Here is a 24,964-nt window from a genome sequence, read left to right as displayed (position 1 = left end):
CGGCAAGTCTGAGCCAGGGTGAACTCCCGTCGCAATCGCGGGCATGACATTCGCAAAAGGCATCGAGGCCCACGCCCGCGGGCCTAGTCGAGGTCCATTTCGAGAATGGCCATCTGGAACTGGTAGGACAGGTCCTCATCGTCATCGTCGCGGTAGACCACGCCGATGAACTCTCCGCTAATATAGACCTCCGCGGAGTCTTCCTGCTTCTGCCGCTGACGCACCTCCAGTTCGGGCAACTCGAATTTCCGCTGCAAATAGCTTTGCAGGCGCGTGATTTCTTCGCCCTTCATATCAGTGTCCCTGTCAGTTTTGGGTTGTCGCCCGCACGAGGCGCGCCGTCCGAAGCCCCTTCATCGCTACAGAGGCCACTGGACAAGGTCAAGCGGCGCGCCAGCTTATTCCTCTGCCGCGGTCTCGGTTTCGGAACCGATCGAGCCGAACAGCTGGTTCATCGCGCGGGCCGGTTCGGGGCAGCCAGCGAGACCGACCACCTTGGCCGGGACGCCGGCGACAGTGACGCGCGGCTCAACATCGCGCAGAACGACGCTGCCGGCCGCGATCCGCACGCAATCGCCCACCGAGATGTTGCCCAGAATCTTCGCACCTGCGCCGATCATGACGCCGCAGCCGATTTTCGGATGGCGGTCACCGGACTCCTTGCCGCTGCCACCGAGTGTGACCGAATGCAGGATCGAAGTCTGATCCCCGACTACTGCCGTCTCGCCGACGACCAGCCCCGTGGCATGGTCGAGCATGATACCGCGGCCGATCTGCGCGTTCGGGTGAATGTCCGTCCCGAAAACGCGCGAGGACTGGCTTTGCAGATACAGGGCAAAATCACGCCGGCCGGCCTTCCATAACGCATGAGCGAAGCGATAGGTCTGCAGCGCGTGGAAGCCCTTGAAATAAAGGATCGGCTCGATCGCCCGCTGGCAGGCCGGGTCGCGGTCGACCACCGCCGCCAAGTCTGCACGGAACATCTCGCCCAGCTCGGGATGGCTTTCCAGGACCCGGCTGAAGGTCTGCCTGATCAGCCCGCCTGGCAGGTCCGCTTGGTCAAGTCGCTGCGAGAGCCGGAAGAGAACGGCCTCTTCGAGGCTCGGCTGGTTCAGGATCGTCGTGGAAATGAACCCAGCCAGCGCCGGCTCTTCGGCGACGATAGCGTCCGCCTGGGCGCGAACATCGCTCCAGACCGGGTCGCAGGGCTTGACGGCGGCGGATCGCTGATCGGGATGAGACTGGCTCATGGGTAACCCCTTGATTGCGCACATTGCCGCTAAGATAGCCATTCCGCTGCCGATGTGAAAGGCATGCAATTGTGAGGGGGCATGAAGAAACCGGCCCAAGAGGGCCGGTTCCGCTGATACCGCAATCGCTTGGATTGGGAAAACGCTTTACCATCAATTGCCTCAACTCGGGGGGTGAAGATATTTCGCCTTCCGGATGAGGTCGATATCGTGGAGAGAGTCCAGCCGACGCCGAATGACATGATCCTCGAGATGCTCTGAAACACGCCCGTCCAGTGTTTTCAGCAGATTGTTTCGCATCGGTCTCTCCATCTGTGCGTGGCCGCACGAGAACAGGTTCTCTCCCGCACCGTTACGGCACATCTGCGGAACGCTAAAAGCATTCCGCCCCCTCTAAGGTCGGTGCCCGCTTGCCGGGCCGGATGCCTGGGAGCATCGCCCCCCGGACAAGGCGCCGCCGACCTGTTTTCCCGACGCCGGTTGCCTGCGCCGGAAACCCGATGGAGTTGAAAGCGCATCCATAACACGCCACCGGGCGCACTACGCCACGCTTTCGTCATGATTGGGAGACTAACGCGATTCGCGGGCTGTGGATACCGTGGGGAAAAATGCCCGCGGCTCACGCGGCCGCGCGCGCACGCTGGTGCGCGAACGCCGCCGCGGTTTCGGCCGGGGCAAGCAGATGAACTGTTGTGTGGTCCTCGCTGATCGACACCGGCAGTTCGCCGTGACTCTCCCCGTCAATCTGAACGGCGACGCGCCGGTCTGCGCCGAGATGCGCCCGACGACAACGCACGAAATGCAGATGCGGTGCGTGCTTTGCCTGTCCGGCGCCGATCATCAGAATGTTGAGGGTCAGGCTGAAAGGATCGCGCGCGGTGCACAAAACAGCCGTGAGACCTGGCATGAACAGATGGCTGTCCGGCGAGAGCCGGAAACCGCCAGCATAGCTGCCCGCCTTGCACAGCACCACCCAGCGCGCGTGGTGCGGCTTGCCGTCGAGCACGGCCTGGATGGTTGGAGCCGGTCGGAGAATTCCGCGCACCACCGGCCAGACATAGGCGAGCTTGCCGATCCAGCGCTTCAGACGATTGTTGAGCCCGGCCACCGCCTCGGCATCGAGCCCGGCACCGGCCATCAGGAAGAAGGGGGTGTCGTCGGCGACAGCTCCTGCCACCGGCACGGCAACACCGTCGAGGAGGTAACGGGCGATGGCGTCGGGTTGGCGCGGCAACCCGATCTCATTGGCCATGACGTTGCCCGTGCCAAGCGGCAGGATACCAACGGGAATCTCGGAGCCGCGCAAGCCGGCGGCGACACTGCGGATCGTGCCGTCCCCGCCGGCGGCAACTATTGCATCATAATGGCCTGTGCGGGCCGCCTCGCTCGCAATGGCGCGTCCGCTGTCTTCAGAAAGCGCCTTTTGGACCGCCACCTCGGCGCCAGCGTGCTCAAGCGCGCCCAAAACGCCACGCATGAGCCTGCGCCGGCCCGAACCCGCGTTGGGGTTGTGGACGATCAGAAACCGCTTGCGCACAAGGGCTATCCTTATTCGGCCGGAGCCTCCGCCATCTGAGCGGATTTCTGGACGGCCTTCTGGACCTTCTCGAACGCACGCACCTCGATCTGGCGGATGCGTTCTCGGCTGACGCCAAACTCGTGCGACAGCTCTTCGAGGGTCAGCGGACTGTCCGAGAGACGCCGGGCTGTGAAAATCCGGCGCTCGCGCTCGTTAAGCGTCTCCAGTGCCTCCTGGAGATAGCTGCGGCGCTGCTCCAGCTCTTCGCGGTCGGCGAGTTCGGCCTCCTGACCGACCTCTTCCTCGTCAACGAGCCAGTCCTGCCATTCGCCGCTTTCGGCGTCCGCACGCAACGGCGCGTTCAGCGAGCTGTCACCGGCCAGTCGGCGGTTCATCGAGATCACGTCCTCTTCCGAGACCGACAACTGGTCCGAAATCTGGCGGACATGCTCGGGCCGCAGATCGCCCTCGTCATAGGCTTCCAGCTGTCCCTTCATCTTGCGCAGATTGAAGAACAGCTTTTTCTGGCTCGCCGTGGTGCCCATCTTCACCAGCGACCAGGAGCGCAGGATGTATTCCTGGATCGAGGCGCGGATCCACCACATCGCATAGGTCGCCAGCCGGAAGCCGCGATCCGGGTCGAAGCGCTTGACGGCCTGCATCAGGCCGACATTGCCCTCCGACACGACCTCGCCGATCGGCAGGCCGTAGCCGCGATAGCCCATGGCAATACGCGCGACAAGTCGCAAATGCGATGTCACGAGTTTATGCGCGGCTTCTGTGTCCTCATGCTCCTTCCAACGCTTGGCGAGCATGTATTCTTCTTCCGGTTCCAGCATCGGAAACTTGCGGATCTCATCGAGATAACGACTGAGACCGCCGCTGCCGGAAACCGTTGGGAGGTTGTTCATACTGTGTTCCTGTTTCATTACTGCAGCTTGTACGCAACAGCATCAGGTTTGGATCAGCGATTCTGCCGCCGGAGTGCAAGAAAGCGCGCTGGTTTCACCCCGCCGGCGCGCCCCTGGTCTCACGCGATATCAGACGAAACAAAAGCGGCCTGGCTAAGGCCGCCCGTCTGATTTCGCCGCCTGCCTCCCGGCCGATTTCAACTCTCTGCGCTCAGCGCCGCAATAACATCGCGCATATCCTGTGGCAAATCGGAGGTGAAGGATAAGTACGCGCCTGTTGCTGGCTGTTCGATGCCAAGCTTGGCAGCGTGAAGCGCTTGTCCATGAAGAGAAAGTATTGCAGATCGGGCGTTTTCGGGCAAGGCGGCAACGCGGTTGCTGAAACCGGTTGCGTAAAGCGGGTCCCCAATGACCGGGTGGCCGATATGCGCCATGTGGACACGGATCTGGTGGGTGCGCCCGGTCTCCAGCCGGCAGGCCACGAGCGCCGCGACCGTCTTGTCTTCACCCTCCACGTCCGGCGCCGAATACTTGGTCAGCGTCCGGTAATGGGTGATCGCATCGCGGCCGCGCGCCGGGGCCACCGCATACTTGAACCTGTTGGTCGCGTGGCGCGCGATCGGCGCGTCTATCGTGCCAAGCGCCGGCAGAGGCGCGCCCCAGACAAGCGCCTGATATTCCCGCAGCAGCTTGCCAGCGCGGCCACGGTCAGTGAACTGTGCCTTCAGCCGGCGATGGGCGCGGTCGTTCTTGGCGACGACCATCAGGCCGCTGGTATCCTTGTCGAGCCGGTGGACGATGCCGGGCCGGCGCACTCCGCCAATACCGGAAAGGCTGTCGCCGCAATGAGCAAGCAGGGCGTTGACCAGCGTGCCCGTCCAGTTTCCGGCGGCCGGGTGCACGACCATGCCCGCGGGCTTGTCGATGACGATGATGTCGTCGTCTTCATAAACGATGTCGAGCGGGATGTCCTCGGGCTCCGGCTGCGCAGGCTCCGGCTCCGGCATCTTCAGATCGACCGCGTCGCCGGGTTGTATACGGTGTTTCGGCGAGGTTATGGCTGCGCCGTTGACCGTGACTTGCCCGTCCTTGATGAGCGCCTGGATGCGTGCGCGGCTCAGCTCCGCCGCCGCATCGGCCAGAAATCGGTCCAGGCGGTTGCCGCGGTCTTGATCTTGCGCGGTAAATGTCAAATGGTGCATGCGGGTCGTGCGCCGGTCCGGTGGCGTGGAATTTCGATCGTGTCTCCGCTCATCTTTTGGCGCAAACCGCGTCGCAAACAACACCTTTTCGCGCAAGGCCAGCAATGTCCGATCAGGAACCGCTTCCCGGCAGCGTTTTCAATCCGCGCCAGGTCCGCACGCTGAAGATTGTCGTGATCGTGATGACGGTCCTTCTGGTCCTCGGGTTTGCGTTGCTGATCGCCGGCCTATACTACCAGGCGACAAAGATCGGTGAGCAGCGTGAGGCGCGTGAGGCCGTGCGCGAGCGCACCGTTCAGAGGGATTCGGACGGTGGCGAGGTGACCGTACAGATTCCAGTCGGCGCCGAAGTCGCGCGCATCATGGCTGACGGCGGGCGCGTGATCCTGCATCTCAAGGGGCCGGGGACCGAGGAAATCGTTATCGTCGACACCGCCCGCGGGAATGCGGTCACCCGCCTGCGCCTGTCGCCGCAATAGCGCATGCGTTCCTCTTGACTGGGGCGCGGCGAATGCCATTTGCAAGAGCGTGCGGTTAATGGCATTTTGCCAAGCAATGCATGCTCCCTTCGTCTAGTGGCCCAGGACGCCGGCCTCTCACGCCGGAAACAGGGGTTCGATTCCCCTAGGGAGCGCCATTCGGGTCGCTTTTGAGCTCCATTCTCCAAACACTTTCGGGAATTCAGGGTCTCGCGGTATAACCACTTTGCGCGTCGCGGCGCGCTAATAGTCGAACGGCGCTGGGGAGGCCGTGATGGCGTTTCTCGATGACCTGCGCAACACCATCGCGCTTTACTACCAGACGAACACCGAGCTGGCGCTGTGGGTGACGATCGCCATCGTTGCCGGCGTCTTTTTGCTCGTCATGCTGATCTTGCCGGCCTTTCGCCGCTTCATGGCCCTCGTGATCGTAATCTCGGTGGTGCTTGTTGCGTTGCTGATCAATTTCGGGCACGACGTCGCGCGCGGGCTCTAGCGCAAAAGAAAAGCGCCCGCCCCGTCGGGACCAGGCGCTGTGACGCTCGCGATCTGCGCGCTGTTCGGCCAGTCAGTAGGCCGAGGCCGTCGCGCCCACGCCGTCCCGGCCGTAGATGTCACGGCGGAAATGGACCACGCCGTCTGGCGTTGCCCAGGCCGTGACGTAGTTCATGTAAAGCGGCACCGGGTTCTTCACCTTGACGTCCAGCGTCTCACCCGTGCGCTTCATCTGTCGCACGCGTGAAATCCCCCAGCCAGGCGTATCCCGCAGCACCCAGGCGACGAGTTGCTCCACGCCCTGCACGCGCACGCAACCCGAGCTTTCCGCGCGCTTGTTCCGCCCGAACAGCGACTGCGACGGTGTGTCGTGCAGGTAGACGGCGTGGCGGTTATGGAAATTGAGCTTCACGAAACCGAGCGGGTTATCGTTCCCGGCCTCCTGGGCGTAGAACAAGTTGAGCGGCTGCGACGACGACCAGTTGATCTGGCGCGGATCGAGCTTGTCGCCGCGGCGATAGGCGTCGTAGCTCGCGTAGGCGTCGATGCCGTAGCGTTCCAGCACGTTCTGCCCGTTCCGGCTCATGGACCGGCCCTTGGGCACCAGGTCCTCGCGGATCACCGTCGGCGGCAGGATCCATTCCTTGTTGAAGTTCAACTCATGGATGCGCGACTTGAGGATAGGGGTCTGTCGGCTCGGCTTGCCGACGACGGCGGAATGCCGCGAGACCACCTCGCCATTTTCTACCGCTTCGATCTGTGCCGCCGGGATGTTCACGAAAACATAGCGCCCCTCACGGCTGGTCTGGCGGGACAAGCGGTTCAGGCGCGTGAGGTTCAGCCTCAGCTGGCGCAGCCGCGCGCGCGCCGAGACGTTCAGGGCGGCCCGCGTGGCGCTGTCCAAGACGCCCGTGGGCGACAGCCCGTGCCGTTTCTGGGCGCGCTTCAATGCCTTCTCGACGTAGTAATCGAACGTGTTGCGGAAGCCGCCGCGCTGTTCCAGATCGCCGCTGATCCGCAGCCGCTGGCGCAGCACCGCCACCGCAGGATCGCTCATGCCCGCGCGCAGCTTGACATCCGGAATCCGCTTCCAGCCGCCGTTGGCGACAATCTCCTCATATTGGTCGATCGCTGCGCGCGTCGGGGCGATATTCTTCTTTGAGAGCGTGGTATAGCCGCGGCGGGGCTGAGACTCCCAGCGCCGCACGAACGAGCGGTCAAAGGGCTGAGACCATGACGAGCTGGAGTTATTGTCGAACTCCATCCAGTTTTCCAACGCAACGGCGCGGTGCCCGGAGCCCATAACAACGCTCGACGCCACCAGCATTGCGGATGCCGTGACGACCATTCGGAACGGTCGCTTAAAAACTCGCTGATCCATTGCCCTCACCTGAACCCTGAATCCCCCTCCAAGACAATTCCCCGAACGGCCTGCGCCGAGGCGGCCTGCCGGGTTGGCCAATTGTCCAAGAACCTGGGCGATCTCCGCGCTTACGTACCCGCTTGCGGATATTGATGCGCGGAAGAGTACTTCGGCCCTCGATGCGACACAAATGACAAATCCTTGAGACCGAAATTTGTCACGCGCGCGTTGGCATATTGCAACGCGCAACCTTGGCGCGATAGCCGTCCCCGGAAAAACTTGCCGGGGCAGAACCGACGCTACAGCCGATAACGGATCTGGTCGGTCCAGAACCGCTCCAGCCGATGGAGGGTGCGGTTCATGCTCTCGAGATCGCTGAGCGAGATACCACCGACCTTCTCAATGAGGCTGAGCTGCCGGTCGACCAGTTCGTTCACCATGCGGCTGATTTGCTTGCCGCGCTCGGTCAGACGGATGCGGACGGCGCGCCGGTCGCTTTCCGAGCGCTGATGCTCGATACAACCGAGTTCCTGCAGCTTTTTCAGGTTGTAGGACACGTTCGACCCCATGTAGAAGCCCCGGCTTCGGATTTCCCCGGCGGTCAGCTCCATGTCTCCAATGTTGAACAACAGGAGAGCCTGAACGCTGTTGACCTCCTTACAGCCGATCCGGTCCAGCTCATCCTTGAGCACGTCCAGCAACAGGCGCTGAAGTCGTTCGATCAGCTTGAGCGTGACCAGATACGTCGGCTTGAGGGCGTTTTCGCTCTCTGGACGCTCGTGACGGGAGACGTTCAACGTGTTGTTCATCGCTTTTGCCTCGTTCGGTGTACTGCGCATACAACGAGGCCATGTTTAACGCAGACTAGCTAAAATGCACTTAATACGGGTGCTTATGGGTTTTTCATGAATATCGGTTGCATTTTAATGATGGCGGCGGCGGTCATTCGACCAGCGTCCAGTGGTCTTCCAGCTCCAGTTCGGGGACGTCGTCCAGCGGCGCGAGATAGGCGTCGATTGTGGCGTCGCTGACATCTTCCAAACGTGCGGGGTCCCACTGCGGGTTGTTGTCCTTGTCGACCATTTTCGCGCGCACGCCCTCGTAATGGTCGTGCCCGCGCAGGCAGCGCACCGCGCAGCGGAACTCCAGCTTGAGGGACTCCTTCAGGCTGTTCAGGCGGGCGCCTTCCTCGTAGAGCCGCAGCGTCAGCTTCAACGAAGTGGGCGAGTGCGCGCGCAGCGTCGCCGCGGTCTCGCGCCCCCAGTCCGCGGTCTCGCCGGTTTCCTTTTCCAGCCGGGCGATGATGTCCTCGACGCTTCCGGGCGCGAAGCAGCGGTCGATGGCGGGGCGCAAGCGCGTAAGTTCGCCTTCGCCCGGGTCCTCGTGCAGGCCGTCGAGCACAGGGTCGATCGGTTCGGCTTCGCGCACGGCCGCCTGGATGAGGTCGAATTTGTCCGCGCTGATGCAGTGCGTGGCCAGTCCCAGACGGTAGCCGTCCGCCGCACCGATCACTGCCCCGGTCAGCCCCATGTAAAGACCGATCCGCCCGGGAAGCTGCGGCAGGACGTGGCTCGCGCCGATATCGGGGAACAGGCCGATCGCTGTCTCCGGCATCGCCAGCTTGTAGCCCTCCGCCGCGACGCGGTGCGTGCCATGCACGCTGATGCCCACGCCGCCACCCATGCACACGCCGTTGATAAGCGAGACGGTCGGCTTGATGAAGCGCTGCAGCGTCCAGTTGTGCTGGTACTCGTCCCGGTAAAAGCGGATGCCAGCATCCTTGTCAGTGTCGCGCATCTTGTAGATCGCCTTCACATCACCGCCGGCGCAGAAGGGGCCGTCATCGTGGGCGCGCTGAATCACGCCGTAGATGTGCGGATTCTTCGCCCATTTGTGGAAATGGGTCTCCATTGCCCGGACCATCTCGAGCGACAGCGCGTTGAGTGCCTTCGGCCGGTTGAGGAGCACAAGACCGACGCGGTTATCCTCTCTGCAAATGACGTCCGGGGTCGGGGTGTCTTCGGCGGATGACGGCATGCAGCGTTTATCCCTGATGATCGCTGTTGGAAACAAAGTCGGTGGGCCGCGCGACGGTTCCCGCCGCGCCGCGGTTTGCTTATCACATCGGATGGGCAGACCAAATCGGGGAGGGCGATTTCGTGAGCCGGCTGTTGTTGATCTTGTTTCTCGGGCTGTGCGCAGCCGGGACGACCAAGGCCGAGAGGATGCCAGACCTGCCGGCGAAGCGGCAGCCGCCCGCGGCGTGGGCCAAGCCCGCGATCACCGATGGACCAACGCAATGGTCGCCAGAGGAAATTGTCGGGGCGCAACGCGCCTGCATCGCGGTGGTCGCGCGCGGGGCCTACGACCTGGAGCCGCTGGAGCCGATTCGCAAGGGCCGTTGCGGTGCGCCCGCGCCTGTGCGCCTGCGTGCCCTGCCGGGCGAGGCTGGGTTGCAGCTTGTTCCGGCGGCAACGCTCACCTGCGGTATGGCCGCGCGCTTTCGCGAGTGGGTGGACCGCGTGTTGCAGCCGACGGCGCGCGCCCGGCTCGGCTCGCCGGTCGCAAAGATCCGGCTGATGGGCACGTATAGCTGCCGTCGCCGCTACAATTCGCCCGACACCCGCATCAGCCAGCACGCGCGCGCCAAGGCGCTCGACATCGCCGCCTTCCAGACCGCGGATGGCCAGGTCATCACGGTGCTGGCGCATTGGCCGGGCGATGACGAGCGGTCGGCCTTCCTGCGTGAAATCCATACCGGCGCTTGCCAGATCTTTGACACGGTACTCGGCCCCCGCGCAAACGAAGCCCATGCCAACCATTTCCATTTCGACATCGGCAGCGGCGGCGTCTGCGAGTAGCCGCGAGGTCGCAGCGAAATCTGTTAGACTCGCGCGTGATTCGCAGATGGGGCAGGCTGGATGACACGTATAGCAGCCACCGAACCGTCGGATGCGATTGCACCGGTCAGGACGATTCCGGCGCGCCAGCGTGCGGTGCTGGTCGCCAACAATGCTTGCGAGGTAATCGCCGGGCAGGCAAGGCTGATCCGCGAAGCGCGAGCGCGCGGCCATGAACTGTTCTGTTTCGCACCACAGGATGCCGAAGCCTTCCGGGCGCTGTCGGCGCTGGGTGTCGAGCCCATAAGCCTGCCGGGAAGCGGTCGCGACAAGCATGACATCCGCGAGCTGGCGCTCGCGCTTACGAGCCTTGCGCCGGACGTGCTGATGGCGCTGGCCTGGCCGGCCGGTCGATTGGGCATCGCAGCGGCCGCACGGGCAGAGGTCGAGCGCGTCGTGGCGGCGTTTCCGGAAGTCGCTCAGGCACTGGCGCCGAATTGCGGCGACCGGCGGCTGCAGCGGGAATGCACGGCCCTGCTGTCGCGCTGCGACGCGGCGATCGTACCGGGGCTCGGGCGCGATCCGGTCGTTGACGGCCGCAGCCTGATGCCGCCCGGGCTGCAGCCGGTGTTCGTCGCCGGGCCGGGCGTCGACCTGTCGCGGTTCACGCATGTGCCGCTCTCACCGTTGACAAAAGGTATGGTTTTCCTTGCCATCGCCTATCCGGGCAGCGAGACCGGTGTCGGACTTTATTGCGAAACCGCATGGGCGCTGCAGGCGCGCCGCGGCTGCGCGATCTATCTCGTCGCCTCGCCGCCGGGCGAGGAGCCGTCCGCGGAGTTGCTGCGGCTGATGAAGGCGCATCGCGGGATCGTGCGCTATCTCGGGCCGCGCCGAGACATGGAGCGTTTGCTGGCTCGGGCGCACGCGGTCGTGTTCCCAGATGAGGTGCCCTGCCTGCCGGCGGAGGTCAGTCATGCGCTTGCCATCGGCCGGCCGCTGATCAGCGCAGATGTGCCTGCCAGATGGCAGGCAGTGCAGTCAGACGTGAATGGCCAGCGCTTCGCACCGGGCGATGCTGGGGCGCTGGCCGGCGTGCTTCAGAGCCTGTTGCGCCGGCCTGACCTGATCCCGCGCTATGCCAAGGAGAGCCGGCGGATCGCCGCGACGCGTTTTGACATCGACGGGGTCGTCGCCGCGCAACTTCAGGCGCTTGGCCTGTGAGAGGATTACATGACCGCGATTTCCTTGCCGCCGCAAGCATTGGATGTGCTGAATTTCTGGTTCGAGGAGCTGACGCCCGAGCAGTGGTGGCGCGACCAGACGCTGGATAAGCAGATCACTGCGCGTTTTCTCGATCTCTATCACAGATTGCGCCGCAAGGTTCCCGAAGAGTGGCGGGAGACGCCGCGCGGCGTTCTCGCGGCGGTGCTGGTTCTCGACCAGTTTCCGCGTAACATGTTTCGGGGAACGGCGGCGGCCTTCGCCACCGACGCCAAGGCGCGGCTGCTGGCTCACGAGGCGATACAGCACGAATTCGATGCGGAGTTAAACGTGGACGAACGGCTGTTTCTCTACCTGCCGTTCGAGCACAGCGAGAGCCCGGCGGATCAGGCGCGGGCGCTCGGCCTCATCAGCGCGCTTGGCAATGCGCAGTACACGGAGTTTGCGCGTCAGCATAAGAAGGTGATCGACCGCTTCGGCCGCTTTCCGCAGCGCAACGCTGCCCTCGTACGGATGTCGACGCTGGAAGAAGACGCCTTCCTGGAAGCGCGCGAGACGCAGTGGTAGCGATCAGAACGGGATTTCGTCGTCGAGGTCCTGATCGAAGTTTTCGGCCGGCTGTCCGCCGCCGCGCGATCCGCCAGACGGACCCCGGTCATAACCTGACTGGCCGCCTTCATTCATGCCCATGCCCTGACCGGCCCCCATGCCGCCGTTGCGACCGTCAAGCATGGTCAGCGTCGCATTGAACCCCTGGAGAACGACTTCGGTCGTGTAGCGGTCGTTGCCCTCGCGGTCCTGCCATTTCCGGGTCTGGAGCTGGCCTTCGAGATAGATCTTCGAGCCCTTGCGCAAGTACTGCTCCGCGATCTTGCAAAGGCCCTCGCTGAAGATCACGACATTGTGCCACTCGGTCTTTTCGCGGCGCTCGCCGGTGTTCCGGTCGCGCCAACTCTCCGAGGTCGCAACGCGCAGATTTGCAACCGGACGGCCGTCCTGCGTGTGGCGGATTTCCGGGTCGGCGCCGAGATTGCCGACCAGAATGACTTTATTGACGGAACCGGCCATCGCTTGTCCTTTCTCATGCCTTTCGCGCCGCGCCTTCGCGGCCACACTCGCTCATGAGACTAACCGCCCGTCGCCGCTGCCAGCTACCGGCGGCCATCATTTTCCACACCGGCGCGATGCTGAGCGTGTCCGTTCGCGTAAATGTTCCGGTTACGTTCTCACTTTCATCACGTAGTGTCAATGTCCCTGCGCCGGATCGGAACAAGTTTACGGATTTCACAAAATGTTGAACACGTCCGGCGGCGCCTGCGCACCGTATTCCTGCAGAGCTGCCAGAGGCGAAGTTCATGTACGACTATCTTGCCGATCATCAGCGCGAGCCTATCGCTTCGCGCCAGCCACATGCGCCTTCGGCGCAGCTTCTCGGGTTGGCGACGGCGGTGCCAGCGCAGTGTCTCGACCAGCGGACGGTAATCGAGAATGCGCGGCGCATCTTCGGCGGACGCACCAACCTGTTCGGGACGCTGGAGAGCGTCTACACAAACGCGCAGATCGACACCCGCTATGCCTGCCAGCCGCTTGACTGGTTCAACGCGCCGGCGGGCATTGCCGACAAGACGCGGTCTTACGAGACGCATGCCACCGGGCTGGCGCAGCATGCAGCGGACCGTGCGCTGGCCGATGCTTCACTGGCGGCCGGTGATATTGATGCGATTGTCTTCGTCAGCTCGACGGGGATCGCTACGCCCTCGATCGAGGCGCGGCTGATGAACATCATGCCGTTTCGTCCGGATGTACAACGGCTGCCGGTGTTCGGGCTGGGGTGTGCCGGCGGTGTCTCGGGCATGACGCGTGCGGCGCAGATGGCGGTGGCTCAGCCGGGGGCGCGCGTGCTGCTGATTGTCGTCGAGCTTTGCACGCTTGCCTTTCGCTATGACAGGCTCACGAAAAGCAACCTCGTGGCGACCGCGCTGTTCGGTGACGGCGCGGCGGCTGCTGTGCTTTCGAGCGAGGGCGGGGGTGAGGCGCCGCTCGGGGCGCTGGGCGCAGGAGGCGAGCATCTGTGGCAGAACACCCTGAATGTCATGGGCTGGGACGTGGATGATCAGGGTTTCGATGTCATCTTCCACCGCGACATTCCGCAGATCGTCGCTGGCGCGTTCAATGACGCCATGCACAGCTTCCTGGAGCGTGTCGGCTTGGACCCTGCGGCGATAGACCGGCCCTGCTGCCATCCTGGCGGGGTCAAGGTGCTGGACGCGCTTGAGGATGTCTTCGGGATCGAGCGCGGCGGGCTGGAGGCGGAGCGCGACGTGCTGCGCGGCTATGGCAACATGTCGGCGCCTACGGTGCTGTTCGTGCTCGACGAGTTGCGCCGACGCGGCGCGCGCGGCCAGCTCTTGATGACGGCGCTCGGGCCGGGCTTCACCGGCGCGTTTCAGCTCCTTACGCTGAACGGCGAGGCGGCATGACCTTTGGCTGGGCCTATATGCTGGTTGCCTGGCTGGTCGTGCAGCGGCTGGCCGAACTGGCCTACGCCCGCAAGAACACGCAGGCGCTGCTGGCCCGCGGCGGGCAGGAGATCGGCGCGGAGCACTATCCGCTCTTCGTGCTGCTTCATGCGACCTGGCTCATTACGCTGGCCGTGCTCACGGCTCCCTCCCCGCCGGTGCCTTGGGTGCTGCTCGCGGCGTTTGTGCTGCTGCAGGCCGCGCGCATCTGGGTGATTGCCACGCTCGGCCCGTACTGGACGACCCGCATCGTTACCGTGCCGGATGCGCCGCTGATAACGGGCGGGCCGTTCCGCTTCGTGCGGCATCCAAATTACGTCGTTGTGGCACTGGAAATTCCGCTGGTGCCGCTGATCCTCGGGCTGGAGTGGGTGGCACTTGTCTTCGGGGCGGCGAACCTGGCGCTGTTGGCCTATCGCATCCGCGTGGAAGACCGTGCGCTTCAGCCCCGGCGCGCCTGATTCAGGCGACGCCGAAGCCGTGCTCCGCGATGGCCCGGCCCAGCGGATAGGCCAGCATCGGGTCGTTTGCATCGACTTCCCGAAGGATTTGCGCCGATTTCTCGCAGTCGATGCGCATCTGCTCGACGAGCGAGTCCGCATCGGGGAAGCGTGCATCGTCGCGGATGTACGCGATGAACTCGACCTCCAGCTTCTTGCCGTAGAGGTCGCCGTCGTAGTCCAGCAGGAAGGTCTCCAGCACCGCCGGCCCGTCGTCGAAAGTCGGGCGGGTACCGAGATAGGCGGCCCCGTGCCGGATCGCACCGTCGACATGCACGCGCACGGCATAGATGCCATGGCGTAGCACCTGGCTTTCGGCGAGCGTGATATTGGCCGTCGGAAAACCGAGGTGCCGGCCCCGCCCCGCGCCGCCGGTGACCTCGCCGACGACGCGCCACCAGTAGCCGAGGACCTCCGCGGCGCCGCGCGGGTCGCCCTCGGCCAGCGATTCCCGCGCCCGCGTGGAGGAGAAGACTTCGCCCGCGCCCCCGACAGCGTCGACGATGTCAACGCCAATGCCGGCCTGCGTCCCCAGCTCCTGAAGCACGGTTGGGTTGCCGCCGCGCCCCTTGCCGAAGAAAAAGTTGTAGCCGGCCACCGCGTGCGAGATTTGCAGCCCGTTGACCAGTACCTGCTGCACGAACTCTTCTGCCGTCAGGCTGGCCAGCGCCGCGTCGAAGCGCACGACCGCCGCGATATCCAGCCCGAACAGCTCTATCAGCCGGAGCTTGCGCGGCATCGGCGTCAGCTCGAAGAAAGGGCGGTCCGGCTGGAAGAAGGTGCGTGGATGCGGCTCGAACACCATTGCCCCGGCCTTAGCGCCGCGGTCCTCGGCAATCTGCTGGGCACGCTTGAGCAGGGCCTGATGCCCACGATGCACGCCGTCGAAATTCCCGATTGCCAGGACGGCGCCACGCGTCTCCGCCGGCCGGTCCCGCCATTCGCGCACGATTTCCACGCGGTTCAGGCTCCCGTCACTGGTTGCTCTCTCGCCGCGGGACCATTAGCACGGCTTCGCCTTCGAGCACTACCCGATCCTCGACAGAACACGTGCACCGCAGCACCGCGCGGCTTTTCTCCGCGATGAGATCCGTGATCTCGGCGCGGGCAACGACCGTGTCCCCATGATAGACGGGCGCCAGGAACTTGAGTGTCTGCGACAGGTAAATTGCGCCGGCGCCCGGCAGCTTGGTGCCCAGCACGGTCGAAATATAGCTGGCCGTGAGCATCCCGTGGACGATTGGCGCCTTGAAGCGGGTGCGTGCAGCGTATTCCTGGTTGTGATGAACAGGGTTGGTGTCCCCGGTCAGCGCGGCGAACGCCGCGACATCGTCATCCGTGATCGTGTGGAAATATTCCTCGGCCATCCCGACGGCGAGATCTTCGAAGTGATAATAGTGTTCGGGCGGCGGAGCCCAGGCATCAATGTGTGCCTCGACGCTTCCAGCCGGGTGTGCCTCCCTTGTCTTGGCGCCGAGCGCCTGCCGCATCCGCTCAGGTAGCCATTTCATACGCTTGCTGCTCCTTCTCCCGAAATTGTGCGGATCGAGACCTATGGTCATTGCCTTTCTGTATCACCAGCGAAGCCGCTTCATGGCGGCCAGAGGTTTCTGCTGCGTGTCGGCGAACAGCGCGGCGATGGCGGCGCTGTCCAGCGCGTCACTCTCGTCCATGTCGACATGCAGGCCGCTGGCGACGAAGACGCTGTCGAGGCCTTCGGCGATCGCGCCCGCGATATCGGTGCGCACGCCGTCGCCGATAGCGAGGATGGCGCTGTCGGGCGTCGCTCCGGCAACCTCGCTCAGGCGCTCGCGCGCCAGGTCGTAGATGGGCGGGTGCGGCTTTCCGGTATAGACCACCTCTCCGCCCATTTCGCCATAGGCCTTGGCCAGCGCGCCGGCGCAGTAGATCAGCCTGTCGCCGCGCTCAACCATCAGGTCCGGATTCGCGCAGATCATCGGCAGGCCGCGCGAACGGAGCCGGGCGAAAAGCTCGCTGTAATCGTCTGGCGTTTCGGTCTCGTCGTCGAACAGGCCGGAGCAGAGCACGACCTCGGCCTCGTCCGGACCGGTCAGTTCGATATCCAGCCCGTTCAGCATTGGCCGGTCGCGCTCCGGGCCGAGCAGGAAGACCTTGTCGCCGCCGCGCCGCTCCATCTGCGCACGCGCGACATCGCCGGAGGTGACGAGAATGTCATAGCTGGCGCGGGACACGCCGATCTGATCGAGCTGCTTTGCAACACCGCCGCTGTGGCGCGGCGAGTTGGACAGGAGCACGACCGTTCCGCCTTGTTGGCGATAGCTCTCGCAGGCTTGAACCGCGCTGTCATGCGGGGTTATGCCGTTATGGATGACGCCCCAGACATCGCAGAACCAAGCGGCATAGCCCGCGGCCAACGGCGCGATATGGTCGATGACGGGTATGTCCGGCGGCGTTTCGTTCATGTCGCGTGCCTTGTCGCAGCCTGCGCCGTTGCCCCGATTGGTGCCCCGCCGCATATTTCTTGTGCAATGCAAAACTAGCCTCGCCGGGGCAGGACGTGCAAGCCGCCGCTTTCCCGGCCGGACGGAAGATCCGCCATGACGCGCTACAAGGTCACAGTCGAGTATGACGGCGGCCCCTTCGTCGGCTGGCAGATGCAGGCCAATGGCGCCTCGGTACAGGCAGCGCTGGTCGAGGCGATCAGGCGGTTCAGCGGCGAGGATGTCGAAGTGCGCGGGGCCGGACGCACCGATGCGGGCGTTCATGCGCGTGCTCAGGTCGCGCATTTCGATCTCGCCAAGGAGATGCGCCCGGATCAGATCCGCGATGCGATCAATCATCACCTGAAGCCGGCGCCGGTCGCGGTGTTGACTTGCGAGGCGGTCGCGGCGGACTTCGATGCGCGGTTTTCCGCCACGCGGCGGGAATACGCGTACGTCATCATCAACCGCCGCGCGCCGCTGACGCTGGATGCTGGGCGGGCCTGGCGCGTGCCGGTGCCGCTCGATGCCGAGGCGATGCACGACGCGGCGCAGGTGCTGACGGGCAAGCATGATTTCACCACCTTCCGCTCGGTTCAGTGTCAGGCGCGTTCGCCGGTCAAGACGCTCGACCGGCTGGACGTTATCCGCGCGGGCGAGCGAATCACGGTCCACGCCAGCGCGCGGTCTTTTCTGCACCACCAGGTGCGCTCGATGGTTGGCAGCCTGAAGCTGGTGGGGGAGGGCAAGTGGTCGGCCGACGACCTTCGGGCGGCGCTGGAGGCGCAAAAGCGCAGCGCGTGCGGGCCGGTCGCGCCGGCCTGCGGGCTCTATCTGGTCGGGGTTGGCTATGACTTAGTCTGAGGGACTGCGGTCGTGTCTCCGGTCTTCAGGCATGACACGTCGCCTGTCGGAAAATGCTGCCACGCTTTCCGGAGGCGTCACGAGTTGGCCCTGCGCCGCCTACCTTTTATCGGTCGCATATTCGATCCACAACCCAGAATTGTCGACGTAATGATCCTGCGGCGCGACAAGTCTTATGGCGGCGACGCCGTCGAGGCTTCCGGCCCAATGCACAAGCTCTTTTGGCCCCGCAGCCACCGGCGCTGTAAAGCGGAGCAACGGCTGCCAGCAGCGCAAACCGCTCAACATATCACAGCCGCCACCCGTTTTTAGCGTGTTGCGCGCCTTCTCGCCGAGACACTCTGCTGGAAGGGCTTGCAGCGTGAAGCCCGCAACCTTGACGTTTCGTTCGGACGGGCCCCCACTCACAAAGCCGGCGATTTCAGTCACCTTGCGCTGCGCGCCTGTGCTGGCCAGCAGATTGTAGATGTGGCTGCGGTACCAGCCCCAGCACTTGTCGCTCGGCGGAGGCACGGCCTGTCCCGGCCGTTCAGACAGGCAGGCATGTGCACGGCAATCGAGATGCGCCACATGAGGGAAACCGGTCCCGCCGTTCGTTTCGTCCACTTCCTCAACCAGGATCATCGCCCTGTGCGGATCGCCGCCCGCATGGACGGTGACCTGCACGGTGACGCCCCCCTCAACAATCTTGCTGGCAAGGTCATCGGCGATTTCCCCGTTTCGCATCAGGCGGCGCATGCGCTTTCGGTTTGCTGCGCTGTCGAAGAAGCCGTTCGCTTCATCCTCCGGATCGACGAATCCGGCCACATGATTGTTGAAGCGATCCTGCCGCAAGATTGCCCAGGAGGTATCGAGGCGCGCACCGTCAGCCGCATGCAGGTCGTGAGGGCCGATGAAGGCGGTATAACGGGCGACAACTGGCGGCACTGGAGGGATCCCATCATATCTGGTCTCTTCGCGCTCACGATCCTCAGCGGGCTGTTCATTTGGCGCGACAAGATAGCGCATTGTGACCCGGGTTTCGGTGCGCTCCGGCTGCCAGCTTGTCATCCGCGCTTGAGCAGGCTGCGTTCCCTGATCAATGGTGCGGGGCACCGCGGCGGTTTCACGGCGCTTGGCGTCAGTGGTTTCCAGGGATAGCGGTAAATTCGGAGGGAACGGTCCGATCGTGCCGTCCCGTGCCATTTTGATCAGCAGCCCCGCGCTGCTGTGATCATCTGCGCCAAATGCGGTCGTAAAGCCTGCGGCTAGGTATCCTTGCTGCGCTTGCGCGAGGTTTCCAATGAACTGGTTAATAATGCCGCGATCTTCGGGGCTAAGCCGTTTTTGCCACTGGATCGCGCCGTCTCTTCCCAAGTTCAGGAGCCATGCGTGCCAAGCATCCGGAGACTCCGGCCTGAAGGAATTGCTGTAACCTGAAAGCAGGAAGCTGTCTCCAGCTACAAGCAGGGTTGGCGACGTCTCAAGTCCGTCGCCGCCGTAGGAATACTGCCAGCGAATGTCACCGCCTGGCCCCAGCCGCATGACCCAGATGTCGCCGCGCGCGCTGCCGCCACGCCCAAAGGACCGTGTCGTACCCGCGAGCACATATCCGTCGGAGCCTCGGGTTTCGAGCTGCCAGCCCACATCGACGCCGCGTGCCGCTGGCCCGATCGGCCCGCCATAGGATTTCTGCCAGCGGATACGGCCCTCCTGATCAACCCGTACAAGCCAGAGTTCGCCGCCAGTCGCGAATGCTCCGCGCCCCGAAGTCATGCCGGCGGCGATGAAGCCGCCCGACGGGACCGGCCTTATCACCATGCCGGCATCGATCTCGTCGCCGCCATAACGCCTTTGCCAGAGCAGATCGCCGTCGGGGGCGAGACGGACAATCCACATGTCCATGTCCGGGACCTGGCCGGGCGCTATGTCCGTCACGCGTGGGTGTGTCTCACCAATCGCGATATAGCCGCCATCGGGCGCCTCGGTGATCGACTGCAGACTGTAGTGACGGCCCGTGCGCGTGCCATCGGGACGGATGTCATCGAATCGCCGGCCCCATTCTACATTGCCCGCCGCGTCCAGCTTGACGATCCAGGATACAGCTACCTCTTCGGAGCCGACGAAAGGCGGGCCGCGCCGCGGCTCCCGAGAGGCTGGCTTGAAAAAGTCGCCCACGAGGATGTGGCCTTTGTCCGCTGTCGGCTGTACCGCGCGGATGGCGCCGGAGCGCGGGGCCAGAAACCCTTTCTGTCCCTGGATTTGGCCCTGCCCATCAAGCTCCCAGCGCGCAAAGGCGAGGTTGCGGGGTTCCTCAATGGCATCTGCCGGCGTCTTGCTGCGCGCAGATCCAGCGAACGCAACGAATCCGTCAGTCTCGCGCGGCAGAACCGCGATGATACCAACGCCGCGTGAAGCCTCTGAGGTTCCCTCTACGCCTTCATATAAGGCGACCCAGCCGGCCTGCGCGGGCAAGGTCCAGACGCCGAGCATCATGGTCAGCACCACCACATATCTGCGAAGGCGGGCTTGTCGCATTTGAGGGTCTCTCCCTATTTTTTCGTAGGGCCGGTGTAAGATCCAAGCATAGTTTGTATGCCGCCGCTCCCGCATCATTCACAATGATCAATAGTCCGCCGGCGCTTGGAGGGAACCGTGCTTGCGGTGAGCGGCAACAATAGATGACGTAGCCTTGCGTCGAGCTGTCGCTCACGCGCGAGCAAGAAAGCCGATCTGCTTTATGATCCAAAATTGCGACCATACATTCGCCGTCGCGCCGATGATGGACTGGACGGACCGGCACTTCCGCTATCTGATGCGGCTGATCAGCCGGCGCGCGGTCCTTTACACCGAAATGGTGACGACAGGGGCGATCATTCATGGACCGCGCGCGCGGCTGCTGGAATTCGACCCGGTGGAGCATCCTGTCGTGCTACAGCTCGGCGGCAGCGACCCGGACGAACTCGCCGAATGCGCGCGCATCGGCGCGGATTGGGGCTACGACGAGATCAACCTGAACATCGGCTGCCCCTCCGACCGGGTGAAGCGCGGGCGCTTCGGCGCGTGCCTGATGGCCGAGCCGGAGCTGGTGCGGGACTGCGTTGCGGCCATGCGCGCGGCGGTGGACATCCCTGTCACAGTGAAGTGCCGCATCGGTATCGACGATCAGGACAGCGAGGCGGGGCTTGCCCACTTCGTCGAAACGGTCGCGGCGGGCGGCTGCGAGACCTTCATCATCCATGCGCGCAAGGCCTGGCTGCATGGCCTCAGCCCGAAGCAGAACCGCGATGTGCCGCCGCTCGACTATGACCGGGTCTATCGGCTCAAGCAGGCCCGGCCAGACCTGAACATCATCATCAACGGCGGCATCAAGGATGTGGCGGAGGCCGAGCCGCATCTTGCCCATGTCGATGGCGTCATGCTGGGACGCGCGATCTGCGCGGACCCATTCGTCCTCGCCGAGGTCGACAGCCGGCTCTACGGCATGACGGCCTTGCCGCTCGATCGGTTGGCGATCGTGCGCCGAATGTTACCGTACATTGAGCGCGAACTGGCGCGGGGCACCCGACTCTCGGCGATCACCAAGCATCTGCTCAACCTGGTACAGGGTCTGCCCGGCGCGCGATCTTTCCGCCGGCACCTGAGCGAGAATGCCGTGCGCGACGGCGCCGGCCCGGAAGTCGTGGAAGACGCGCTCGCCTGCGTCGAAGCGGCCCGCGAGGCCCAAAGTCTTCGCGGTCCGAGCGCGCCCCTCTCCCACGCCATCAGCCAGTGAGCAATTGCGGTCACGGTGACAGGGTCACAGATTGCCGAATTCTGTTGCGGTAGCCTTATCACAAACGCGATTCTCTTTGCGGGAGGAGTGGGAGACAATGTTTCCGAACACAAAAGTTCGCATGGGCGAATCCTATTCGCCGCTGTATTTCCTGGCCGCGCTCGGTGCTGGCGGTCTGACCGTGACCTTCTTCATGTGGCTGCTGCACTGGGTGCCGCACCCGGGACGCCCGGTGCCGATTTTCGGGGACATCGTGGCTGCTTTCACGTTGGGCAGCCTTCCCATGCAGGTGGCGATCGCGGTCGCATGGCTGGGGATCGCCTTCTTCGCCATCATGCATGTGCGGCTACTGCTCTGGAACATCAGCGAATTGCTGCGGTTCCGCACCACCGCGGCCTACGCGGCGCTGCGCAACAGCAATGATGAGACCCAGCTTCTCGCCGCGCCGCTCACCGTGGCAATGAGCGTGAACGTCGCCTTCATCCTTGGGCTGGTGTTTGTGCCGGGGCTGTGGAGCGTCGTCGAATATCTGTTTCCGCTTGCGCTTGTCGCCTTCCTCGCTGTCGGCGTGTGGGCGCTGGCCATCATGCGCGATTTCTGGGGCCGCATCCTCGCGACCGGCGGCTTCGACTGCTCGCGCAACAACAGCTTCGGACAGCTGATTCCTGCCTTCGCGCTGTCGATGGTTGGCGTCGGGCTGGCGGCTCCGGCCGCGATGAGCACGCAGGCCTGGATTGCCGGAGTGTCCTATATCGCATCGAGCTTCTTCATCGTCGCGGCGCTTATCGTGGCCGCTGTGAAGCTGGTGCTCGGCCTGCGCGCGATGATGGAAAACGGAGCCAACCCGCAGAGTGCACCGTCGCTGTGGATCATCGTGCCGATCATGACGGTCATCGGCATCGCGCTGATGCGTCAGGATCATGCCCTTCATGCGCATTTCGCCGCGGAAGGCGGAGCGGCCGAGTTGTTCTCGCAGCAGACCTGGTGGCTGGCGCTGCAAGTCGCCTTCGCGCTCTGGGGGCTGGTGGTCCTGCGTCGCTTCAACTACTTCGGCCGCTTCGTCACCGGCGGCGAGCGGTCGCCTGGCGCTTATGCGCTGGTCTGCCCCGGCGTGGCGCTGGCGGTGATGGTGCAGTTCTTCGTCAACAAGGGGTTGGTCGGCGTCGGGCTTGTCGACAAGTTCGGCATCGCTTTCTGGGTTGTCACGTTCGTCGCGCTGGCCCTGCAGGCGGTAACGATCTGGCTGGTCGTCACGCTCAATCGCAAGCATTTCGCGCGCGCGACCGAGGGGCGGGTTGCAGCGGCGGAATGACGGTCACCGCGGCCGGGCGGCGCGTGTGCCTCGCCCAATCCTCGCGCTGACCCGATCAAAATCAGCCTTGTACGCGTCCCCCGGAGTCTGAATTATAGCGCCGGGGGGCGTCTTCATGCCGGCGTCCGCCATCCCCGCCGTTCTGTCCCGTTCCGTCCGGCAGGAAACCCGCCGGCGCCCCTTTGGAGTTCCGCGATGGAGATCAGCTTGCCCTGGGGCGAACTCGCCTGGCTTATTGCCGCGCTGCTGGCGGGCGGGCTGCTCATGGGGTTTCTGGCGGGACTGTTCGGTATCGGCGGGGGTGGGATCCTCGTGCCGATCCTCTATGAGGTGTTCAATATCCTCGACGTGCCGCTGGAGGTGCGGATGCATCTGGCTGTCGGGACCTCTCTGGCCGTCATCATCCCGACCTCGATCCGCTCGGTGCAGTCGCATTACAAGCGCGGCGCGGTGGATATGGACGTCTTGCGCCGCGTCGGCCCGCCGGTGCTCGCCGGGGTGCTGACCGGGATCGTCGTGGCGAGCTTCGTGCAGGCGGCGGTGCTCAAGGTCGTCTATATCCTCACGACCTCGCTCATGGCGCTGAACCTCTATTTCGGACGTGGGCGCTGGAACCTGGGTACCGAAATGCCGGGCAAGGCAGTGGACCGCGCGGTCGGTTGGCTGATCGGCACGGTCTCCGCACTGATGGGGATTGGCGGTGGGGTGCAACTCACCACCTACATGACGCTCTACGGCCGCAAGATTCATCAGGCTGTGGCGACGGGCGCGGGGCTCGGGCCGATCATCGCGATCCCCGGTGCGCTCGGCTACGTCTGGGCCGGCTGGGATCAGGCAAGCCTGCTGCCGCCCGGTTCGCTGGGGTATGTCAGCCTGCTGGGCTTTGCGATCATCGGGCCGGTGAGCGTATATGCCGCCCCGATCGGCGTACGTGTGGCGCATGGGCTGTCGCGGCGCAAGCTGGAGGTCGCCTTCGCCATCTTCCTTACGCTGATGTCGATCCGCTTCCTGATCAGCCTGTTCTTCCAGGTGTAGTCAGGTCTTATCGTCATTGCCGGGTCAGGCCCGGCAATCCAATAAAGCCGTCAGGCATAGATGCCCGGATCAAGTCCGGGCAGGACCTGGAGCCGATTTAGAGGCGCTGGCCATCGCGTCGGATCAGGCGGCCATCGTGCTGCGCCACTCGCTCAAGCCCTGCGTGAGGATCTGCACGGCGGACCAGGTGAACAGCCCGGCCATCAGCGCGGCGACGATCACGTCCGGCCAGCCGGTCTGCGTGCCCCAGACGCCCAGCGCAGCAAGCATCACCGCCACATTGCCGATCGCGTCGTTGCGCGAGCACAGCCAGACGGAGCGGACATTCGCATCGCCGTCCTTGTATTTCACCAGCAGCAGGACGCTTGCCATGTTCGCGGCCAGCGCGAGAAAGGCAATCGCCCCCATGACTTGCGCCTGTGGGACGCCAAGCACGAACACGGTGTAGATCGTCGAGCCGAACACCCAGAGACCCATCGCCAGAAGACTCAGTCCCTTGATGAGCGCAGCCGAAGCGCGCACGCGCAAGGGCGCGCCGATAACGGCCATTGACATGCCATAGGTGAGGCTGTCGCCCAGGAAGTCGAGCGCGTCGGCCTGCAGGGCGCGGGAGCCAGCCAGATGGCCCGCCACCATCTCCACGAAGAACATGCTCGCGTTCAGGCCGATTACGGCCCACAGCCGGCGCTTGTAGTCCGGGGACAGCCCTTCGAAATTCGCTCCGCCGCCGCAGCACGACGCGCCCATTACGTCGCTCCTTGTGCAATGGCTACTGCGAACCTAATCTCTCTAGTAACTAGAGGTTCAAGAGGGTTGGCCATGTTTTCGATCGGCGCGCTGGCGCAGGAGACGGGCGTGAAGGTGCCCACCATCCGCTATTACGAGCAGATTGGCCTGATCGACGCACCGGCGCGCACGGCGGGCAATCAGCGGCGCTATTCCAAAGGCCATGCCGAGCGCCTGCGTTTTATCCGCCATGCCCGCGAACTCGGGCTGCCATTGGAGTCGATCCGCGACCTGATCGCGCTGAGCGCCTCGCCTGACCGCTCATGCGCGGAGGCCGACCGCGTGGTCAGGCAGCAGCTTTCCGCATTGCGCGAGCGGATTGCCAAGTTGCAGGGGCTAGAGCGCGAGTTGGCGCGGATCGCCGAGGGCTGCACGGCCAAGCGGGTGCGGGACTGTTATGTGCTCCAGGCGCTCTCGGATCATGCGCTTTGCGCGGACGAGCACTGACG

The 24,964-nt window shown here is 64.2% G+C and carries 26 protein-coding genes and 1 tRNA gene; 13 read left to right on the top strand and 14 right to left on the bottom strand.

Annotated elements, in window-relative coordinates:
• Positions 1-83 precede the first annotated feature (83 nt).
• From BXY53_RS08790 to BXY53_RS08765, 5 genes are all read right to left on the bottom strand, one after another.
• On the bottom strand, positions 84-293 hold the full coding sequence (locus tag BXY53_RS08790; RefSeq protein ID WP_119061451.1) for a DUF3126 family protein: 210 nt from the start codon (positions 291-293) through the stop codon (positions 84-86).
• Positions 294-398: 105 nt separating this feature from the next.
• Positions 399-1,250: a serine O-acetyltransferase gene (gene cysE / locus BXY53_RS08785; RefSeq protein ID WP_119061450.1), complete on the bottom strand. Its 852-nt coding sequence runs from the start codon at positions 1,248-1,250 to the stop codon at positions 399-401.
• Between the two features lie 619 nt (positions 1,251-1,869).
• Positions 1,870-2,787, bottom strand: coding sequence for a diacylglycerol/lipid kinase family protein (locus BXY53_RS08775; protein ID WP_170144383.1), 918 nt, complete (start codon positions 2,785-2,787; stop codon positions 1,870-1,872).
• An 11-nt stretch (positions 2,788-2,798) separates the two neighbouring features.
• Positions 2,799-3,680 (bottom strand): RNA polymerase sigma factor RpoH, encoded by an 882-nt coding sequence (rpoH, locus tag BXY53_RS08770; protein WP_119061447.1) that lies wholly within the window; start codon positions 3,678-3,680, stop codon positions 2,799-2,801.
• Positions 3,681-3,877: 197 nt separating this feature from the next.
• Entirely contained in the window at positions 3,878-4,882 is a 1,005-nt protein-coding gene (locus BXY53_RS08765) for an RluA family pseudouridine synthase (RefSeq protein WP_119061446.1), read from the bottom strand.
• A gap of 104 nt (positions 4,883-4,986) precedes the next feature.
• Between BXY53_RS08765 and BXY53_RS08760 the strand changes: the two genes are divergently transcribed.
• From BXY53_RS08760 to BXY53_RS08750, 3 genes are all read left to right on the top strand, one after another.
• The gene (locus BXY53_RS08760) at positions 4,987-5,361 is read left to right on the top strand and encodes a hypothetical protein (protein ID WP_119061445.1); all 375 of its coding nucleotides are present in this window, start codon (positions 4,987-4,989) and stop codon (positions 5,359-5,361) included.
• Positions 5,362-5,443: 82 nt separating this feature from the next.
• Positions 5,444-5,519, top strand: a tRNA-Glu gene (locus BXY53_RS08755).
• A gap of 116 nt (positions 5,520-5,635) precedes the next feature.
• Complete coding sequence (locus BXY53_RS08750; protein WP_119061444.1) at positions 5,636-5,857, top strand: hypothetical protein; 222 nt, start codon at positions 5,636-5,638, stop codon at positions 5,855-5,857.
• Positions 5,858-5,929: 72 nt separating this feature from the next.
• On the opposite strand, the gene BXY53_RS08745 is transcribed toward BXY53_RS08750, so the two are convergent.
• The 3 genes from BXY53_RS08745 to BXY53_RS08735 all read right to left on the bottom strand — a co-directional run bounded on the left by BXY53_RS08745 (position 5,930) and on the right by BXY53_RS08735 (position 9,256).
• Positions 5,930-7,204, bottom strand: coding sequence for a L,D-transpeptidase family protein (locus BXY53_RS08745; protein ID WP_170144382.1), 1,275 nt, complete (start codon positions 7,202-7,204; stop codon positions 5,930-5,932).
• A 314-nt stretch (positions 7,205-7,518) separates the two neighbouring features.
• Positions 7,519-8,028: a MarR family winged helix-turn-helix transcriptional regulator gene (locus BXY53_RS08740; RefSeq protein ID WP_119061442.1), complete on the bottom strand. Its 510-nt coding sequence runs from the start codon at positions 8,026-8,028 to the stop codon at positions 7,519-7,521.
• 133 nt (positions 8,029-8,161) lie between these two features.
• Positions 8,162-9,256, bottom strand: coding sequence for an enoyl-CoA hydratase/isomerase family protein (locus BXY53_RS08735; protein ID WP_119061441.1), 1,095 nt, complete (start codon positions 9,254-9,256; stop codon positions 8,162-8,164).
• 122 nt (positions 9,257-9,378) lie between these two features.
• Here BXY53_RS08735 and BXY53_RS08730 point away from each other — a divergent pair, with 122 nt between their 5' ends.
• From BXY53_RS08730 to BXY53_RS08720, 3 genes are read left to right on the top strand one after another with little or no spacing between them, the layout of a single operon-like run.
• Complete coding sequence (locus BXY53_RS08730) at positions 9,379-10,080, top strand: extensin-like domain-containing protein (RefSeq protein WP_147361533.1); 702 nt, start codon at positions 9,379-9,381, stop codon at positions 10,078-10,080.
• 60 nt (positions 10,081-10,140) lie between these two features.
• Positions 10,141-11,283, top strand: coding sequence for a glycosyltransferase (locus tag BXY53_RS08725; RefSeq protein WP_119061439.1), 1,143 nt, complete (start codon positions 10,141-10,143; stop codon positions 11,281-11,283).
• Positions 11,284-11,292: 9 nt separating this feature from the next.
• Positions 11,293-11,850: a DUF924 family protein gene (locus BXY53_RS08720; RefSeq protein ID WP_119061438.1), complete on the top strand. Its 558-nt coding sequence runs from the start codon at positions 11,293-11,295 to the stop codon at positions 11,848-11,850.
• Positions 11,851-11,853: 3 nt separating this feature from the next.
• Here the strand turns inward: BXY53_RS08720 and BXY53_RS08715 are convergent, their stop codons facing one another.
• Positions 11,854-12,351, bottom strand: coding sequence for a single-stranded DNA-binding protein (locus BXY53_RS08715; RefSeq protein ID WP_119061437.1), 498 nt, complete (start codon positions 12,349-12,351; stop codon positions 11,854-11,856).
• A 287-nt stretch (positions 12,352-12,638) separates the two neighbouring features.
• Between BXY53_RS08715 and BXY53_RS08710 the strand changes: the two genes are divergently transcribed.
• Both BXY53_RS08710 and BXY53_RS08705 read left to right on the top strand, forming a co-directional pair.
• Positions 12,639-13,763, top strand: a complete 1,125-nt coding sequence (locus tag BXY53_RS08710; RefSeq protein WP_119061436.1) for a type III polyketide synthase — start codon at positions 12,639-12,641, stop codon at positions 13,761-13,763.
• The gene (locus BXY53_RS08705) at positions 13,760-14,263 is read left to right on the top strand and encodes an isoprenylcysteine carboxyl methyltransferase family protein (RefSeq protein WP_119061435.1); all 504 of its coding nucleotides are present in this window, start codon (positions 13,760-13,762) and stop codon (positions 14,261-14,263) included. The genes BXY53_RS08710 and BXY53_RS08705 overlap by 4 nt, the downstream gene beginning before the upstream one ends.
• Position 14,264: 1 nt before the next feature.
• On the opposite strand, the gene BXY53_RS08700 is transcribed toward BXY53_RS08705, so the two are convergent.
• From BXY53_RS08700 to BXY53_RS08690, 3 genes are all read right to left on the bottom strand, one after another.
• The gene (locus BXY53_RS08700) at positions 14,265-15,260 is read right to left on the bottom strand and encodes a bifunctional riboflavin kinase/FAD synthetase (protein ID WP_119061434.1); all 996 of its coding nucleotides are present in this window, start codon (positions 15,258-15,260) and stop codon (positions 14,265-14,267) included.
• 16 nt (positions 15,261-15,276) lie between these two features.
• Positions 15,277-15,813, bottom strand: a complete 537-nt coding sequence (locus tag BXY53_RS08695; RefSeq protein WP_280985256.1) for a MaoC family dehydratase — start codon at positions 15,811-15,813, stop codon at positions 15,277-15,279.
• A 63-nt stretch (positions 15,814-15,876) separates the two neighbouring features.
• The gene (locus BXY53_RS08690; protein WP_119061845.1) at positions 15,877-16,746 is read right to left on the bottom strand and encodes a TIGR01459 family HAD-type hydrolase; all 870 of its coding nucleotides are present in this window, start codon (positions 16,744-16,746) and stop codon (positions 15,877-15,879) included.
• Positions 16,747-16,881: 135 nt separating this feature from the next.
• Between BXY53_RS08690 and truA the strand changes: the two genes are divergently transcribed.
• The gene (gene truA / locus BXY53_RS08685) at positions 16,882-17,628 is read left to right on the top strand and encodes a tRNA pseudouridine(38-40) synthase TruA (protein ID WP_119061432.1); all 747 of its coding nucleotides are present in this window, start codon (positions 16,882-16,884) and stop codon (positions 17,626-17,628) included.
• 99 nt (positions 17,629-17,727) lie between these two features.
• Here the strand turns inward: truA and BXY53_RS08680 are convergent, their stop codons facing one another.
• A complete protein-coding gene (locus BXY53_RS08680) occupies positions 17,728-20,223 on the bottom strand; it encodes a hypothetical protein (protein WP_147361532.1) in 2,496 nt (831 codons plus the stop codon).
• 124 nt (positions 20,224-20,347) lie between these two features.
• On the opposite strand from BXY53_RS08680, the gene dusA reads away from it, so the two are divergent.
• The 3 genes from dusA (at position 20,348) to BXY53_RS08665 (ending at position 23,729) form a co-directional block, all read left to right on the top strand.
• Positions 20,348-21,382: a tRNA dihydrouridine(20/20a) synthase DusA gene (gene dusA / locus BXY53_RS08675; protein ID WP_119061430.1), complete on the top strand. Its 1,035-nt coding sequence runs from the start codon at positions 20,348-20,350 to the stop codon at positions 21,380-21,382.
• Positions 21,383-21,479: 97 nt separating this feature from the next.
• Entirely contained in the window at positions 21,480-22,694 is a 1,215-nt protein-coding gene (locus tag BXY53_RS08670; protein WP_119061429.1) for a TsoY family (seleno)protein, read from the top strand.
• A gap of 195 nt (positions 22,695-22,889) precedes the next feature.
• Positions 22,890-23,729, top strand: a complete 840-nt coding sequence (locus BXY53_RS08665) for a sulfite exporter TauE/SafE family protein (protein WP_119061428.1) — start codon at positions 22,890-22,892, stop codon at positions 23,727-23,729.
• A gap of 123 nt (positions 23,730-23,852) precedes the next feature.
• On the opposite strand, the gene BXY53_RS08660 is transcribed toward BXY53_RS08665, so the two are convergent.
• Positions 23,853-24,476, bottom strand: a complete 624-nt coding sequence (locus BXY53_RS08660) for a cation efflux transmembrane domain-containing protein (protein WP_119061427.1) — start codon at positions 24,474-24,476, stop codon at positions 23,853-23,855.
• Between the two features lie 72 nt (positions 24,477-24,548).
• Between BXY53_RS08660 and BXY53_RS08655 the strand changes: the two genes are divergently transcribed.
• Positions 24,549-24,962 carry a MerR family transcriptional regulator gene (locus BXY53_RS08655; protein WP_119061426.1) on the top strand — a complete coding sequence of 138 codons (414 nt, stop codon included), beginning with the start codon at positions 24,549-24,551 and terminating at the stop codon, positions 24,960-24,962.
• Positions 24,963-24,964: the final 2 nt, after the last annotated feature.

The sequence above is a fragment of the Dichotomicrobium thermohalophilum genome (assembly GCF_003550175.1).
In the GTDB taxonomy this organism is placed as follows: Bacteria; Pseudomonadota; Alphaproteobacteria; order Rhizobiales; family Rhodomicrobiaceae; genus Dichotomicrobium; species Dichotomicrobium thermohalophilum.
Note: the sequence above shows the minus strand (reverse complement) of the source record. Positions and strands in the feature narration are given on the sequence as shown.